16 protein-coding genes are annotated in these 15,828 nt (G+C 73.0%); 5 read left to right on the top strand and 11 right to left on the bottom strand.

Translation table 11 applies throughout. From position 1 onward, the window contains the following. Positions 1-72 precede the first annotated feature (72 nt). Positions 73-1,044: an NAD-dependent epimerase/dehydratase family protein gene (locus NBW76_RS02070; protein WP_056556936.1), complete on the top strand. Its 972-nt coding sequence runs from the start codon at positions 73-75 to the stop codon at positions 1,042-1,044. A gap of 21 nt (positions 1,045-1,065) precedes the next feature. On the opposite strand, the gene NBW76_RS02065 is transcribed toward NBW76_RS02070, so the two are convergent. Further along, positions 1,066-1,917: an SDR family oxidoreductase gene (locus NBW76_RS02065; protein WP_056556938.1), complete on the bottom strand. Its 852-nt coding sequence runs from the start codon at positions 1,915-1,917 to the stop codon at positions 1,066-1,068. Between the two features lie 43 nt (positions 1,918-1,960). Further along, positions 1,961-2,851 carry a phosphotransferase gene (locus NBW76_RS02060; RefSeq protein WP_056556941.1) on the bottom strand — a complete coding sequence of 297 codons (891 nt, stop codon included), beginning with the start codon at positions 2,849-2,851 and terminating at the stop codon, positions 1,961-1,963. A 58-nt stretch (positions 2,852-2,909) separates the two neighbouring features. Here NBW76_RS02060 and NBW76_RS02055 point away from each other — a divergent pair, with 58 nt between their 5' ends. After that, complete coding sequence (locus NBW76_RS02055) at positions 2,910-3,413, top strand: GNAT family N-acetyltransferase (RefSeq protein WP_056556944.1); 504 nt, start codon at positions 2,910-2,912, stop codon at positions 3,411-3,413. A 16-nt stretch (positions 3,414-3,429) separates the two neighbouring features. Here the strand turns inward: NBW76_RS02055 and NBW76_RS02050 are convergent, their stop codons facing one another. From NBW76_RS02050 to NBW76_RS02025, 6 genes are all read right to left on the bottom strand, one after another. Further along, positions 3,430-3,777: a hypothetical protein gene (locus tag NBW76_RS02050; protein WP_056556947.1), complete on the bottom strand. Its 348-nt coding sequence runs from the start codon at positions 3,775-3,777 to the stop codon at positions 3,430-3,432. 668 nt (positions 3,778-4,445) lie between these two features. Next, the gene (locus NBW76_RS02045; protein ID WP_055962296.1) at positions 4,446-4,940 is read right to left on the bottom strand and encodes a Dps family protein; all 495 of its coding nucleotides are present in this window, start codon (positions 4,938-4,940) and stop codon (positions 4,446-4,448) included. A gap of 106 nt (positions 4,941-5,046) precedes the next feature. Next, positions 5,047-7,227 carry a cation-translocating P-type ATPase gene (locus NBW76_RS02040; protein WP_255353977.1) on the bottom strand — a complete coding sequence of 727 codons (2,181 nt, stop codon included), beginning with the start codon at positions 7,225-7,227 and terminating at the stop codon, positions 5,047-5,049. Continuing rightward, positions 7,224-7,448 carry a heavy-metal-associated domain-containing protein gene (locus tag NBW76_RS02035; protein ID WP_055962293.1) on the bottom strand — a complete coding sequence of 75 codons (225 nt, stop codon included), beginning with the start codon at positions 7,446-7,448 and terminating at the stop codon, positions 7,224-7,226. Before NBW76_RS02035 ends, NBW76_RS02040 begins: the two co-directional genes overlap by 4 nt. A gap of 40 nt (positions 7,449-7,488) precedes the next feature. Beyond that, positions 7,489-7,809, bottom strand: coding sequence for a metal-sensitive transcriptional regulator (locus NBW76_RS02030; protein ID WP_056556950.1), 321 nt, complete (start codon positions 7,807-7,809; stop codon positions 7,489-7,491). Continuing rightward, positions 7,806-8,333, bottom strand: a complete 528-nt coding sequence (locus tag NBW76_RS02025; protein ID WP_056556953.1) for a DUF305 domain-containing protein — start codon at positions 8,331-8,333, stop codon at positions 7,806-7,808. The genes NBW76_RS02030 and NBW76_RS02025 overlap by 4 nt, the downstream gene beginning before the upstream one ends. An 81-nt stretch (positions 8,334-8,414) precedes the next feature. On the opposite strand from NBW76_RS02025, the gene NBW76_RS02020 reads away from it, so the two are divergent. From NBW76_RS02020 to NBW76_RS02010, 3 genes are all read left to right on the top strand, one after another. Continuing rightward, a complete protein-coding gene (locus tag NBW76_RS02020) occupies positions 8,415-8,846 on the top strand; it encodes a PaaI family thioesterase (protein ID WP_055962284.1) in 432 nt (143 codons plus the stop codon). 136 nt (positions 8,847-8,982) lie between these two features. Beyond that, a complete protein-coding gene (gene serA / locus NBW76_RS02015) occupies positions 8,983-10,239 on the top strand; it encodes a phosphoglycerate dehydrogenase (protein WP_055962281.1) in 1,257 nt (418 codons plus the stop codon). 4 nt (positions 10,240-10,243) lie between these two features. Further along, positions 10,244-11,248, top strand: a complete 1,005-nt coding sequence (locus tag NBW76_RS02010; RefSeq protein WP_056556955.1) for a class I mannose-6-phosphate isomerase — start codon at positions 10,244-10,246, stop codon at positions 11,246-11,248. 42 nt (positions 11,249-11,290) lie between these two features. On the opposite strand, the gene NBW76_RS02005 is transcribed toward NBW76_RS02010, so the two are convergent. From NBW76_RS02005 to NBW76_RS01995, 3 genes are read right to left on the bottom strand one after another with little or no spacing between them, the layout of a single operon-like run. Beyond that, positions 11,291-11,929: a DUF4389 domain-containing protein gene (locus NBW76_RS02005; protein ID WP_056556959.1), complete on the bottom strand. Its 639-nt coding sequence runs from the start codon at positions 11,927-11,929 to the stop codon at positions 11,291-11,293. A 19-nt stretch (positions 11,930-11,948) separates the two neighbouring features. Continuing rightward, the gene (locus tag NBW76_RS02000) at positions 11,949-12,776 is read right to left on the bottom strand and encodes an NAD-dependent protein deacetylase (RefSeq protein WP_056556962.1); all 828 of its coding nucleotides are present in this window, start codon (positions 12,774-12,776) and stop codon (positions 11,949-11,951) included. 27 nt (positions 12,777-12,803) lie between these two features. Further along, complete coding sequence (locus tag NBW76_RS01995) at positions 12,804-15,743, bottom strand: crotonase/enoyl-CoA hydratase family protein (RefSeq protein WP_156364906.1); 2,940 nt, start codon at positions 15,741-15,743, stop codon at positions 12,804-12,806. Positions 15,744-15,828: the final 85 nt, after the last annotated feature.

The raw sequence follows: 15,828 nt of genomic DNA, 5'->3' as shown, positions 1-15,828 counted from the left end.
CACCGAGCCTAGGCCTTTGGCCCTGGGTGAACATCCCTGGCGCCGGGCGGCCCCGGCGTGGTCGGGTGGGGCATGGAACGGTGGCTGGTCCTCGGCGGCACGGCGTGGCTCGGACGCGAGATCGCGCGTGAGGCGCTCGCGCGGGGCCACGAGGTGACCTGCCTGGCGCGTGGCGAGAGCGGCGGTGTGGTCGAGGGTGCGCAGTGGGTGCGGGCCGACCGCGACGACGCCGACGCGTACGACGACGTCGAGGGCCCGTGGGACGCGGTGGTCGACGTCGCCCGTCAGCCGGGCCACGTGCGGTCGGCGCTCGCCGCGCTCGGTGCCGACGCGCGGCGCTGGACCTTCGTCTCGACCGGCAACGTCTACGCCGATCCCGCCCTCCCGATGCACGAGGACGACCCGCTCCGCCCTCCCGCGGTCGGGGACACGGTCGACCCCGACCAGTACGGGGAGGGCAAGGTCGCGTGCGAGCAGGCGGTACGCGCCCACCCCGGAGCGCTGGTGCTGCGAGCCGGCCTGATCGCCGGACCGGGCGACCCGTCGGACCGCTTCGGCTACTGGCCCGCGCGCCTCGGCTCGGCCGGTGAGGACGACGTGCTCGTGCCCGACCCGCCCGACGGTCGGTGCCAGGTGGTCGACGTGCGCGACGCCGCCGCCTTCGCGGTCGACGCCACGGGGCGCTCGATCACGGGCGTGCTCAACCTGGCCGGGGAGTCGTTGCCGCTGGGCGACGCGCTCGTGCGGATCGCCGCTGCGGTGGGCCACCGGGGCCGGCTCGTGCCGGTGCACCCGGCGCGTCTCGAGGAGCTCGGCGTGCAGCCGTGGTCGGGTGAGCGGTCCCTGCCGCTGTGGCTCCCGGAGGAGGACGGCGGCATGGTCCGCATGGACACGAGCCACGCCGGGCACGCCGGTCTGCGTCGTCGTTCCCTCGAGGAGACCGCCGTCGACACCCTCGCCGACGAGCGGGCCCGCGGCATCGACCGGCCGCGGAGGGCCGGCCTCACCCGCGCCGAGGAGCGGGAGCTGCTCGCGCTCCTCTAGCTCCCGTCCCTCAGGCCATCGCTAGTGCGCTGCGGCGGCGACCGCGTCGGCGAACGACGTCGCCGGGCGACCCAGCAGACGCTCGACGTCGCCGCTCACGGCAGCGAGCTCACCGTCGCGGATCGCCGTGTAGGTGCTGATCCACGCGTCGAGCTGCCAGTCGGGCGCGCCGTAGTGGGCGCGGCTGGCGCGGGCCTCGTCGAGGGTCTCGTCCTCGAAGCGGTGCGGACGTCCGGTCACCTGCGTGAGCGCGGCAGCCACCTCGTCGAGCGTGAGGGCGTCGGGACCGGTCAGGTCGTAGGCACGGCCCGCGTGGGTCGCCGGGTCCTGCAGCACGTGCGCGGCCACGGCGGAGACGTCGCGCTGGGACACCGCGGCCACCCGGCCGGCGCCGGCAGGTCCTCGGATCACGCCGTCGGCGTCGGCGAAGTGGGTGAACACCTCCGCGTAGAAGTTGTCGCGCAGGAACGTCCAGCCGAGGTCGGACTCGCGCAGCAGGTCCTCGGTGGCGCCGTGGTCGCGGCCCAGCGTGAAGGTGCTGTCGGCGGACGCCCCGACGAACGACGTGTAGACCACGTGCCCGACGCCGGCGTCCTGTGCGGCCTCGATGACGGACCGGTGCTCGTCGACCCGAGCGTCGCTCTCGTGGGCCGACACGAAGAAGAGCGTGTCCACGCCGGCGAGCGCCTCACGCAGGTTCGGTCCGTCGGAGTAGCTGCACTCCCACAGGCTGAACCCGAGGTCGGGGGCGCGGCTCGGGTCGCGCACGAGAAGCCGCACGTCGGCACCGCCGGTCGACGCCGCGTCGGCGAGGTGGCGTGCGGTGAGCCCACCGAGGGTGCCGGTGGCTCCGGTGACGGCGATGGTGGTCATGCCCTGCTCAACGAGCGGCGAGCGTGGCCTGTTCCCAGCGGTGTCAGTCGACGGCGACCGTCGCGAGCCGTTCGAGCGCCGACGTCAGCAGCGCGTCGAGCCGGGTGTCACGTGCGTAGGACGCGACCGCGGCGGCCGAGAACGCGGCCATCGTGCGCGCCCGCAGGACGGTGTCGTCGTCCACGTCGCCGTACTCGGCCCAGAACGCCGCGCGGTGCTGGGGCGCGAGGGCGCTGAACACGAAGGCGAGGTCGACGCCGGGGTGCGCCACGCACAGGTCGCCCCAGTCGATCACGCCGCACGCCTGGCCGGCGTCGTCGACGAGGACGTGCCTGGCGTAGAGGTCGCCGTGGCTGGTGACCACCTGGTCCGGCGCCGGTGGTGCGCCGTCCGCGCGCTCGAGCAGGGCGTCGAGCGCGGTGTCGTCGCGCCAGACCTCGGCGGACCGCAGGTCCGTGAGCATGACCCGGGTGCGTGCGGCGCGGTCGACGGCGTCGGCCCGCCCCATGGGGTCGACCGGGAGCGTCGGGTCGAGCGGCACGTCGTGCAGGGCCCGCACGAAGCGGCCGAGTGCGCCGGCGACGGACTCGACGTCGGCGTGCGGGGTCACGGCGAGCTCGGTCCCGGGCAGCACCTCGGCGCCCCAGAACGGCCAGGGCGGCTCGCCGTAGGTGCCGTGGTGGCGGGGGATCGGGATCGGCAGCGGCAGCAGCGGTGCCAGACGCGGAAGGTGGAGCGCCTCCCGCTCCACCCCGGGCAGCGCGATCGAGCGTCGTGGGAAGCGGAACAGCCACGTGTGGTCGACGGCGACGATCGAGTTGTCCCACCCCGCCGCGACCTGGCGGACGTCGTCACCGGCGAGTCCCAGCTCGCGCACGGCAGCGGTGGCCTCGGCGACGGTGATCTCGCGCTCAGGACGCCACGGGTGGGTCATCGCGTCAGTATCCACCCGCTACGGGTGCACGGGTCGGTGGACGTGGCACGATCGCGCCGTGAACGCCGAGCCCGTCGTCCGTCCTGCCACGATCGACGACGACGCCGAGCTGCTCGAGATCGACCACGTCACGTGGAGCCCGAGGTGGTCGCCCGGCAGCCCGCCGGACCGGGAGCGGGACCCCGCGTTCTTCCGTGAGCAGCACGGCGGGCCCGAGGGCTTCCTGGTGGCTGAGCTCGACGGCGTCGTCGTCGGCTACGTCGCCCTGCATCCTGCCGGCGACCTGGCGAGCCACTCCCACGTGCGGATCATCGACGGACTGGGCGTGCTGCTGGCTGCGCAGGGTCGTGGCGTGGGCGAGGCCCTCGTGCGCGCCGCCGTCGAGCGGGCCCGCGCCGAGGGTGCGGCCAAGGTGACGCTGCGCGTCCTGGGCACCAACCCGACCGCGCGTCGTCTCTACGAGCGGTGCGGGTTCGCCGTCGAGGGCGTGCTGGTCGGCGAGTTCGTCATCGACGGCTCACCCGTGGACGACGTGTGGATGGCCATCCACCTCGACAGGTGAGGCGCGCGGGCCGGGGTCAGATCGTCTGGGCGACGACGTCGAGCTCGAGCGGGACGGCGCAGGCACTCGAGCCGGCGCTGATCCACAGGCCCACGGTGCGGGCGGCGTCGGGCTCGCTGGGCATCCACTCGGCGATCCACGCGGCGACGGCGCGGTCGGCGGCGCCGGGCCACACCCGGTGCACGGTCACGCGCGCCGGCGTGTCGAGCTCGGGCAGCGCGACGTCGGGCTCGATCTCCACGACCACCTGTCCGTAGACGTCGGAAGGAAGCATCGCGAGCACCGACTGCAGGACCACCAGGTCGTCGGCGCAGCCGGCCAGCAGCACGTGCTGCAGCGGGGTGCGACGGCGGTGGGACCTCATGAGGTGAGTATAGGCTTACCTGCCTCGTGTGAGGCAAGGGTGGCCTATGTCACTTCGATTCGCGGCGTGGGGCTCGTGGGGTCGGGTCGGGGTCGGGGCTGCGCTGCCTCGGCTGGTGCTGGGTGCGGTCTCCGAAAGGGCCTCGACCGGGCGACTCCCAGCGACCCGGCCGAGCTCCCGGGCCACCGCCTTCTCTACCCCGAGCGGTGACTTCTCCACCGAATGCCGGGTGCGGGCGGGAGGAGCGGTGCGGATTCCACCGTGTCAGCGCTGGGACGGTGGAATTCGCACCGCTCGGGCCGGCGATCGGTGGAATCTGCACCGCTCGCGCCGGCCCCTTCCCCCAATCGGTGGATCCTCAACCGCAGGGCGGCGCGTGAGGTTGCAGATCCACCGATGGGGCGGCCCTGACTCACCCATCGGTGGATCCTCAACTGCAGGAGTGCTCCTGAGGTTGAGGATCCACCGATGACAGGCACGGACGGCAGGCTCGAGCAGGCCATGGGCCCCTGCTCCGTCGAGGCCCTTTCGGAGATCGAGACCAGAGCCAGCCGAGGCGACGCAGCCCCACCCCCTCCGCAGCTCGACGTCGCAGATCAGCGACTCCGGCCTGGAACGCAGCGAGCCCGACCCGCAGCAGCGGATCGGGCTCGACGAGCGGGCGAGGCTCAGGCGGCGATGTGCGCCTGGAGCAGCCAGCGGTCCTTGGTGAGGCCACGCTCGATCTCGATGGCGACGTCCTGGCTCGACAGGTCGATGTCGTCGAGGCCGGCGACGGCCGCGCGCACGGTCACGAGGGCCGCGTCGATCTGCGCGACGGTCTGCGCGACGGTGGTCTGCCAGGGCTGGAAGCCGTCGGACAGCGCCGGCAGCGTCGACTTGGCGGCCACGGTGGCCAGACGCGAGTCGAGCGGGAGGCCGAGGGCGACGATGCGCTCGGCGGCCGTGTCGGCGAAGTCCTGCGCGTGGGCGACGAGGTCGTCGAGTAGTGCGTGGACGCCGGCGAAGCTGCCGCCGCGCACGTGCCAGTGGGCCTGCTTGCCATCGACGACGAGGGCCTCGAGGTCGTGGACGACGGGGGTGAGGAACTGGGCGACGCCGGCCGCGATCTCCGACGTGGTCGCGAGGGCCGAGGGGGCGTCGGTGTGGGTGGTCGAGGTCATGTGGTGCACGTCCTTCTCAGTCAGGTTCTTCCTTCTACAACCACCACCCTCGCGGGAAATTCCATCGTGCGCAACGAAGATCAGCCTCCCCTCACGGAGCCCAGGCTCACCTGTCCTGGCCGCGGAACCGACGCAGGCGCAGGCTGTTGGTCACGACCAGGACGCTGCTCGCGGCCATCGCCAGACCGGCGATCATCGGGTTGAGCAGGCCGGAGACGGCGAGCGGGATCGCGGCCACGTTGTAGGCGAACGCCCAGAACAGGTTCGTCTTGATCGTGCGCAGGGTCGCGCGGGCCAGCCGGACCGCGTCGACCGCGGAACCGAGGTCGCCGGAGACGAGCGTCAGGTCGGACGCCGCGATGGCCACGTCGGTGCCGGTGCCCATAGCGATGCCGAGGTCGGCGGCGGCGAGCGCGGCGGCGTCGTTCACGCCGTCGCCGATCATGGCCACCGCGCGGCCCTCGGCCTGCAGCCGCTGCACGGTGCGGAGCTTGTCGTCGGGGGTCACCTCGGCCTCGACCTGCTCGATGCCCACCTCCTGCGCCACCGCGTCGGCGACCACCCGGGCGTCACCGGTGAGGAGCACGGGCTCCAGACCCAGGTCGCGCAGGTCGGCCACGGCCTGGCGCGACGTCGGCTTGACCGTGTCGGCCACCGTCACGGTGCCGATCAGCGCACCGTCCGCCTCCACGGCGATGGTGGTGCCCACGTGCGCCGACGACGCGACGTCGTGGCCGAGCCAGCCCCGACGACCGGCCCGGACCATCACCCCGTCCACGACACCGCTCACGCCCATGCCGGGGTGGTTGGCGAAGTCGGTGACCGGAAGCGGCTGGTCGACGAGCGCGGCGACGGCGCGCGCCACCGGGTGCTCCGACGCGTGCTCGACGCCGGCGGCGAGCGCCCGGAGCCGTCCGATCTCGACGCCGGGTGCCGGGGCGACGTCGACGACCCGCATCTCGCCCGTCGTGACGGTGCCGGTCTTGTCGAGCACCACGGTGTCGATGCGCCGGGTCGACTCCAGCACCTGCGGGCCCTTGATGAGGATCCCCAGCTGCGCGCCGCGACCGGTGCCCACCATGAGGGCGGTGGGCGTGGCCAGCCCGAGGGCGCAGGGGCAGGCGATGATGAGCACGGCCACCGACGCGACGAACGCCTGCGTGAGGGTCCCGCCGATCACGAGCCACCCGGCGAAGGTCAGCAGGGCCAGCGCGATGACGCCGGGGACGAACCAGGCGGACACGCGATCGGCGAGGCGCTGCACCTCGGCCTTGCCCTCCTGCGCCTCCTCGACGAGCCGGGCCATCTGCGCCAGACGGGTGTCGGACCCGATGGCGGTGGCGCGCACTACGAGCCGGCCACCGACGTTCACGGTCGCGCCGGTGACGGCGTCGCCCTCGCCGACCTCGACGGGCACGGACTCGCCCGTGAGCATCGACTCGTCGACCGCGGACGCGCCGTCGACGACCTCGCCGTCGGTGGCGATCGTCTCGCCGGGCCGCACCACGAACACGTTGCCGACCGCGACGTCGTCGACGGGGACCTGCTCCTCGCGGCCGTCCCGCAGGAGCGTGACGGTCTTCGCGCCGAGGTCCATGAGTGCCCGCAGCGCAGCGCTGGACTGCTTCTTGGCGTTGGCCTCGAGGTAGTGCCCGGCGAGCACGAAGGTGGTGACCACGCCGGCGACCTCGAGGTAGATCTCGTGGGACCCGCCACCGGTCAACGACCACTCCATCCGCATGCCGAGCATCCCGGCACCGCCGAAGAACAGCGCCCACAGCGACCACAGGTAGGCCGCGCCGACGCCGACGGACACGAGGGTGTCCATGGTCGCGGCGCCGTGCCTGGCGTTCGTCGCGGTGGCGCGGTGGAAGGGCCAGGCACCCCACGTGACGACAGGTGTGGCGAGGGCCAGGGCCACCCACTGCCACCCGGTGAACTGCGTGGCCGGGACCATCGACAGCACGAGGACCGGCAGGCTCAGGACCGCCGACACGACGGCTCGCCGCCGCATCGAGGCGGCCCCGTGGAGACCTTCGTGCCCGGCGTGGTCGCCGTGTCCGCGATGGGCGTCGGGCAGCGTGGCCTCGTAGCCGGTGGCCGCGACGGCGTCGAGCAGCACCTGGTGGTCGGTGCCCTCGGGCACGTGCACGGTGGCCTTCTCGGTGGCGTAGTTGACGCTCGCCTCCACGCCGTCGAGCTGGTTGAGCCGCTTCTCGACGCGCATCGCGCACGACGTGCAGCTCATGCCGTGCACGTCGAGGCGGACGGTCTCCTGGGTGTTCACGACGCGGGTCCTTCCAGGGTGTAGCCCGCCTCGGCCACGGCCGACGCGACGGCGTCGAGCGACGGCTCGGAGGGGCCGGTGACCGTGACGTCGGACGTGCCGCCGGGGACGAGCGCGACGGTGACGTCGGTGACGCCCTCGACGGACGAGAGCTCCTGGGTGACCGCGGCGACGCAGTGCTCGCAGGTCATGCCGGTGACGGCGTAGGTGGTGGTGCTCATGGTGTGCCCTCCTTCGGGCGGGGAATCGGTGGGCTGCTGATCAGGACCGGACGAGCCGGGCGATCGCGGCCGAGGCCTCGGCGACCTTGGCGTCGGCCTCGGGTCCGCCCTTGCGGGCGGCGTCGACGACGCAGTGCGCGAGGTGCTCGTCGAGCAGCTTCAGCGCGACGGCCTCGAGGGCCTTGGTGGTGGCGCTCACCTGGGTGAGCACGTCGATGCAGTAGGTGTCGTCCTCGACCATGCGGGTGAGTCCGCGCACCTGGCCCTCCACACGACGCAGCCGGGCCAGCACCGCCTTCTTGTCGTCGGAGTAGCCGGGGACGACGCCGGCCTCGGCGGTGGGATCGTGGATCTCGGTCATGCCAGCAGCCTCGTCATCTCGGTGATCTCGGCGCGCTGGGCGTCGATGATCGCCCGCGCGAGGGCCTTGGCCCGGGAGTCCTGACCGTCGGCGATCTCGGTCTCGGCCATCTCCACGGCGCCCTCGTGGTGCTCGATCATCATCTGCAGCCACATCCGGTCGAAGTCGGTGCCGGTGGCCGCGGCGAGCGCACTCATCTGGTCGTCGCTCATCATGCCGGTCATGCCACCCATGTCGTGGTCGCCGTGGTCCTCGGCCTTCGCGTCCCAGTCCTCGAGCCAGCCCTGCATGGTCTCGATCTCCGGCTGCTGGGCGTCGCCGATGCGGCCGGCGAGGTCGCGCACCGGCTCGGACGCCTCACGGGCGGGGTCGAGCGCCAGCTCGGACATCTCCACCGCCTGCTGGTGGTGCGGGATCATCTGCTGGGCGAAGGTCACGTCGGCGGGGTCGGCCGAGACGGTGTTCGGCGAGCCGCAGCCCGCGAGCGCCACGGCGGCGAGGAGGACGAGGATGAGTCGGTGCATGCCTCCTGTATACCCCTAGGGGGTAGGGGTTTCAAGTCGCCCGCTCGTCGATCGATCCGTCAGAGGTCCTACGCTCGCCCCATGAGCGACGTTCCCGGCCTCGACGGCGTGCTCGGCGTGGAGCACGTCGAGCTGACTCCCGACAAGGTGGTCGTGCGGTTCACGATCACCGAGCACCACCTCCAGCCCTTCGGCATCCCGCACGGCGGCATCTACTGCGCGGTCCACGAGTCGACCGCGAGCGTGGCCGGGCAGATGTGGCTGGGCGAGAAGGGTGTCGTGGTCGGCACCAACAACTCGACCGACTTCATCCGTCAGGCCAAGGTCGGCGACACGATCACGGTCACCGCGACCCCCATCCACCGAGGCCGCACCCAGCAGCTCTGGCACCTCGACTCGACCGGGGCCGACGGCAAGCTGATCGCGCAGGGCCAGGTGCGTCTGGCCAACCTCGACCAGCCCATCCCGCCCGAGGTGCTCGAGAAGTTCGTGGGCTCCTACCGCACCCCGTAGACTGGGGTGGTCGGCGCGACTGGCGTTGAGGTGGATACCACCAGGGAGCCCGACCTCCGCACGACTGCACCAGACAAGGGACCGTTCGCCTGGGCCCCGCGTCAGCCCCGACACCGCTGACCCGAGGACGTCCCCCATGATGATGACCGTGAACCCCCACGCCACCCAGCCGGCCACGACGATCGACGACGCCGACGTCAAGGTCCTGCTGCTCGAGAACATCCACGCCGACGGACGCGACTTCCTGCGCGGCAAGGGATACGACGTGCAGACCAACGCCGGTGCGCTCGGCGAGGACGAGCTGATCGAGGCGATCCAGGGCGTCCACCTGCTCGGCATCCGTTCCACCACCTACATCACGCCGAAGGTGCTGGAGGCCGCCGAGGACCTCATCGCCATCGGTGCCTTCTGCATCGGCACCAACCAGATCGACCTCGAGGCCACGAGCGCCAAGGGGGTGGCGGTCTTCAACGCGCCCTACTCCAACACGCGCTCGGTCGTCGAGCTCGCCATCGCCGAGATCATCTCTCTCGCCCGTCGCCTGCACGAGAAGTCCACCGACATGCACCGCGGCGTGTGGAACAAGTCCGCCGCCGGCAGCCACGAGGTGCGCGGCCGCACGCTCGGCATCGTCGGCTACGGCAACATCGGCAGCCAGCTGTCGGTCGTGGCCGAGGCGCTCGGCTTCAAGGTCGTCTTCTACGACATCGACGACAAGCTCGCCCTGGGCAACGCCCAGCGCTGCTCCACGCTGGAGGAGCTGCTCGAGCAGGCCGACGTCGTGACGCTGCACGTCGACGGCCGCCCGGGCAACGCGGGCCTGTTCGGCGACGAGCAGATGCGCCTCATGAAGCCGCGAGCGCTGTTCCTCAACCTCAGCCGTGGCATCGCCGTCGACACGACGGCCCTGCGCGCGCATCTGGAGTCCGGTCACATCGCCGGCGCCGCGCTCGACGTGTTCCCGGTCGAGCCCAAGCGCCAGGGAGACCCGTTCGAGTCCGAGCTGCGCGGCATCCCGAACGTCATCCTCACCCCGCACGTGGGTGGCTCCACCGAGGAGGCGCAGCAGGACATCGGCCGCTTCGTCGCCTCGAAGCTCCGCTCCTACGCGGCGTTCGGCAGCACGTCGCTGAGCGTGAACTTCCCGGAGATGAACCTGCCGGCCGACAACAGCCGACAGCGGATCGCGCTCGTGCACCAGAACGCTCCCGGCGTGCTGGCCACCATCAACGGCCTGCTCGGCGAGCGGGGCGTCAACATCGAGGCGCAGTCGCTGTCGACCCGCGGCCAGCTGGGCTACGTCGTGACCGACGTGGCCGAGGCCGTCACGGCCGACGTGCTCGGCGAGCTCGCCGCTCTCCCCGAGACCGTCCGGCTGCGGCAGCTCAGCTGATCGGGTGAGCCCGCTGCCGGTGGCGCTGCGCCCCAACCTGATCGACCACTTCTACCGAGGTGGTGGTCGGATCGCGGCGCTGCGCGGCATCACGACGACGTCGGACCACCAGCCCGAGGAGTGGATCGCCGCCACGGTCTCCCGCGAGGGCGACACACGCCTCGGCCTGTCGTCCACGCAGGACGGCACGCTGCTGCGCGACCTCGTGGTCGCCGACCCGCAGACGTGGACGGGAGGCGTCGGCGCGTGGCCCGGCGACGTCGGCCTGTTGCTCAAGCTGCTCGACGCCGGACAGCGGCTGCCGGTGCACGTCCATCCGGACCGTTCCTTCGCCGCCCGGCACCTCGACTGCCCGTACGGCAAGACCGAGGCGTGGCTGGTGCTCGACGCCGAGCCCGGCGCCGCCGTCCACCTGGGCTGGGTCGACGACGTGGACCCGCGCGACGTGGTCCGCGCCCGCGACGAGCAGGACGGCGCGTGGATGCTGCGGCACATGCACCGCATCGAGGTGCGCCGAGGTGACGGGATCCTGGTGCCGGCCGGCATGCCGCACGCCATCGGCGAGGGCGTGTTCGTGGCCGAGGCGCAGGAGCCGACCGACTTCTCGATCCTGCTGGAGTGGTCGATCACGACGTCCACCCGCGACGAGTCGCACCTGGGGCTCGGCTTCGACCTGGTCATGCAGGCCCTCGAGCACGCCGCCACGTCGAGGGGGCGTCTGGCCGAGCTGTCGGTGCACCACGACCTCGACGCCGCCGCGGACCCGCTCACGTCGCTGCTGCCGACGGAGGCCGACCCGTTCTTCCGCCTTGACCTCGCCGTCGACGGTGCGGTCGTCCCGGCCGGCTTCGCCGCCCTCGTGGTGCTCGACGGATCGGGGACGCTCCGCTGCGCCGGGGGTGACCTGGCGATCGCCAGGGGCCAGACCTACGCCGTGCCCGCCGCGGCCGGCGACTGGCACGTGACCGGCTCGGCCCGCGTGCTGGTGGCGCGTCCTGGCACGGCCTGACCGCGAGGCGTCACCGCTTCCGCCGCCGGCGAGCCCGTCGTCTCAGCGCAGGCTGAACGGCGGGTAGTCGTCGGTCAGCAGGTAGGCGTAGGCCGAGACGCGCTGGTTCCAGCGCAGCCACCCGACGACGAAGTCACGCATCCCCTCGGGCCAGCGGCCGAGGACGATGACCGCGAAGAAGCCGATGACGTGCACCACGGCCGCCGCGATGGTGACGAAGTACAGCACGAACATCTGAGGGATCAGCATCAGGATGCGGAAGAAGATCGTCAGGCGGCTCCGTCCCTCGACCCGGGGCACCACGTCGACGTGCACGTGCGGGTCGGTGCCGGGGTCGGCGGTCGACGCGTCGATCGCGAACTTCGGGTACGTCCCGTGCAGGAATCCTGCGTAGGCGCTGACGCTCGCCGAGTAGCGCAGGTACATCGCGATGAGGTCGAGCAGGGCACGCGGAACCCGTCCGAGGATCACACCGCAGAACCACGCGGCGATCACGGCCAGGCTCGCAGCGATGCCGATGACCCACAGCACCACGAAGTGCGGGATCGCCAGGATCCACTGCACGAGGGGACGCCAGCGTGCCACGTGATCCGGCAGGTCGAAGGTGATCGTGACCGGGTAGCCGCCGGGCGCCGGCGACGTCGGCGGTGTGGTCGGGGGAGGGGGCGGCTGCACGCTCATGCTGGATCCTTCTCTCGGTTCACGCGAAGGCTATCGCCAGATCGCCGAGCGTCTCGGCACATCCGGCGTCGATCTTCACGGTCGCGAGCGGGTCGCCGCGCGTGGGCCCGCGGTTCACGACCACCACGGGGGTGCCGAGGGCCGCGGCGCGTCGCACGAAGCGCAGCCCGCTCATCACGTGCAGGCTCGAGCCCAGCACCAGCACAGCCGACGCCTGCGCCACGAGGTCGAAGCAGTGCTCGACCACCGGCTTGGGCACGCTGCCGCCGAAGAACACGACGTCGGGTCGCAGCCGGCCACCGCACACCCGGCACGGGGCGACGACGAAGCCGGACGTGTCGTCGAGCTGCACGTCGCCGTCGGGTCCGTGCACGACGGTCTGGTCGCTCCAGCCGGGGTTGAGCTCCTCGTGCCGCCGCTGCACCTCCTCGCGCGGGGTGACGTCGCCACAGTCCATGCAGAGCACCCGGTCCACCCGACCGTGCAGGTCCACGACGTCCTGGTGCCCGGCGCGCTCGTGCAGGCCGTCGACGTTCTGCGTGACGAGACCGACCAGCCGACCCTCGCGCTCCCACTCCACGAGGGTGTGGTGGGTCGCGTTCGGCTCCGCGTGCCCCATCCGTGACCACCCGAGGTGCGCCCGCGCCCAGTACCGCTGCATCGCCTCGGGGCCCGAGCGCAGCTGCTGGATGGTCATCGGCGTGGGCGTCGAGAGACGGCCCGGCCCCCGGTAGTCGGGGATGCCGGAGTCGGTGGACACGCCGGCCCCGGTCAGGACCAGCAGGCGCCCTGCGGACACGATCCGGGCTGCCTGCTCCACCCCACCGCGATCCGTGCCGACGTCCACGCCGTCGAGCCTACGTCCGGCCCGGCGTCAGCGCCCGGTCCACACGGGCGGTCGCTTCTGCGCGAACGCCGCCACCCCTTCGCGGGCGTCGTCGGACAGCAGCACGGGGCTGGCCAGCTCGCTCTGGCGCGCGAAGCCTTCGTCGGGCGACCACCCGGGTGCCGCGTCGACCATCCGCTTGCCCACGGCGACCGAGAGCGGGGCGTTGGCGGCGATCCGATGCGCGAGGTCGAGGGCGTGCTCCAGCGCCTGGCCGCGCGGGACGACGGCGTTGACGAGGCCGACCTCGGCCAGTCGGGCGGCCGGAAGCGCGTCCCCGACCAGGGCCAGCTCGAGCGCGACGGCGCGGGGCAGCCGGGTCGACACGCGCCACAGCCCGCCCGCGGCCGCGAGCAGCCCCCGCTTCACCTCGGGCAGGCCGAAGGTGGCGTCGTCGGCCGCGACCACGAGGTCGGCGCACAGGGCCAGCTCGAACCCGCCCGCCAGGGCGGCACCCTCCACGGCGGCGACCGTCGGCTTCGTCGGTGGTTCGGCGGTGAGCCCCAGCGGACCGCGCCGGTCCGTCACGGGGACCTCGCCCCGGTTCGCCCCGGCCAGGTCCATGCCCGCGCAGAACGTGCCTCCTGCGCCGGTGAGCACGATGGAACGGATCGTGTCGTCGGCCTCGGCGTCGTCGACGGCACGCTCCAGGAGCTGGGCGGTGAGCCGGTCGATCGCGTTGCGCACCCGCGGGCGGTCGAGCGTGACCACCCAGACGTCGTCGCCGTCGCGCGCGGTGCGCACGGGGGCGGGCGGCGGGCCGGGCAGCGGCTGCCGGTCGCCGACGAGCACCAGTCGGTCGCCGTCGATCCGGAGCGCGCGTCGCAGGGGATCGGCCGAGGTGAGCAGGGCCACGTCGTCGGCGCTCTCGCGACGCAGCAGCACCCGGGCGCCGTCGGCGGTGAGTGCCGCGACGATGGCGGCCTCCGCGCTGCCGTCGCGGTCACGCAGGACCGTCACCGCCTCGACGACCGCGTCCCCGTCGAGGTCGGTGAGGGCGGGTCGTGGCGAGGGTCGGTCGAAGGCCGGGCGCAGGTGCGCGAAGCGCCGCTCCGGGGGTCGGGCGGAGTAGACGCCCAGGGCGTGCTTGGTGGCGTACCAGCCGAGCGAGCTCGACAGGCCGTACGCGTCGGGCTGGTCGCGGAGCAGCGGCACGAGCGACGCCACCGCGTGCAGCCCGTATCCGTTGCCCGGCCCGCCCGCTGACGTCAGCCCGCCGGTGACGCTGAGCGGACGCGTCGGGTCGTCCCACGGCAGGCCGAGCGCCTGCGCGCCCAGCTGCACCGCCGCGGGGAAGCACGAGTACAGGTCGACCGGTCCGAGGTCGTCGGCGGTGATGCCGGAGTGGTCGAGCACGGCAGCGCCTGCGGCTGCGATGGCCGGCGACGTGGCCAGGTCGGCACGTTCGGAGACGAACCACTCGTCCGTGGCGCTGGCCCCCGCGTGCAGGAAGACCCACCGATCCTGGGCGATGCCGAGGGCGTGCGCTGCGGCGACGCTCGTGACGACGACCCCTGCGGCGAGGTCGACCTGCAGGTTCGCGCACATCAGCTTCGTGTACGGGTCGCTGACCGCTCGGTTGTCCGGGGTCGCGGTCGCGATCTCGTCGGCGGTGCGCTCGGTCCGGTCCCACGCGTAGGGGTTGTCGACGGCCACGGCGCTGTGCCGGGCCCACAGGTCGGCGATCCGGGCGCGGTGCGCGGCCTCGTCGGTCCCGGCGGCACCACGCAGCGCCGACTCCAGCAAGGCGTAGGCGTAGATCGGGGCCCCGAGGCCGACGCTCGTCTCGGCCTCGTTGTTCGCGGGACGGTCGGTGCCGATGACCCGGTCCGGTGCGGCGTCGGCCGGCTGACGGGTCCAGTCCGGCTCCCGGCCCTGCGCCTGCAGGGCGGCGACCGTGGCGCCGGCCTCGGCACCGCTCACCAGCACGACGTGCGCGCGACCTTCGGCCACCTCGTGGGCTGCGTCGTTCAGCGCGAGCTGTCCACCGTCGCCGCCGTAGGGCGAGGTCTGGACGGTGCCGGCGTCGTCGGCTCCCGCGAGCCGAGCCACGAGCCCGGCCTGGTCGGGGTAGGTCCAGGAGGCGCTCGGCACGGCGTGGACCAGGTCGGCCCGGGCGAGCAGGTCGGAGCCGATGCCGCTGTCCTCGGCCGCGGCGCGCAGTGCCTGTGCCGCCATGGCCGCCGGTTCGATCGGGTCGGCCAGGTCCGGCGTGCGGACCACGACCTGGCCGACGCCGACGAGGACCGGCGTCGTCGGGTCGAGCAGCCGCCCGCTCGACTCGTGCAGCACGGGCTCGTCGGGGATGCGCGCGGGCCCGCCGCTGCCGGTCAGCAGTCCGGCGAGCGCGTCGAGCGACGTGGCCAGCGCGGTCTCGACGCTGCGCACGGCGGTGAGGCCCACCGGCCCCCGCACCGGCGGTCCGTCGAGTGCTCCGTCGAGCCGGACGGCCGAGCCGACGTGGTGCGCCACGACCGTGCACCACAGCCCCACGGTGATGCCCATCGGGCCCGTGCCGCGCAGGGCGAAGCCGTCGGCGTCGGCGCGCTCGACCTGCCAGCGCGCCTGCGCCGGGATGTCCATGAGCGAGATCTGCTGCACGAACTCCGTGCCCTCGACCATCCGGTCCGGTCGGTCGCCGCGCCAGCTGAGGTGGAGGGTGAGCCACTCGTGGGCGCGGTCGAGGTCGGTGGCGAGCGCGACCACGTCGGCGGGTGGGGCGGCCACGTCGCGCTGGGCGTGCACGTGCCGCGCGTAGCCCTGGGCGCCGGCGGGCGCGGGAACGTCGACCGTCGGTGCCGGTGGGGCCGACGCCGGCCGCACGCGCGCGACCAGGTCGGTCGCCATCACCTTCGCGGTGCTCGCGAGGACCGGCGCGACCGTGCGTGCGCCTTCGATCCATCGCGTCCCACGGGACCTCGGTGCCATGGTCACTCCTTGATCCCGTCCGACCAGACTGTTTCGTCGATCATCGCTGGTCGCCCCCTCGCGCGCAAGGCGCCCGCCCCACGCT

The organism is Aeromicrobium sp. Leaf245, from assembly GCF_942548115.1.
Lineage (GTDB): Bacteria > Actinomycetota > Actinomycetes > Propionibacteriales > Nocardioidaceae > Aeromicrobium.
This window is presented reverse-complemented; position numbering and strand designations above follow the sequence as displayed.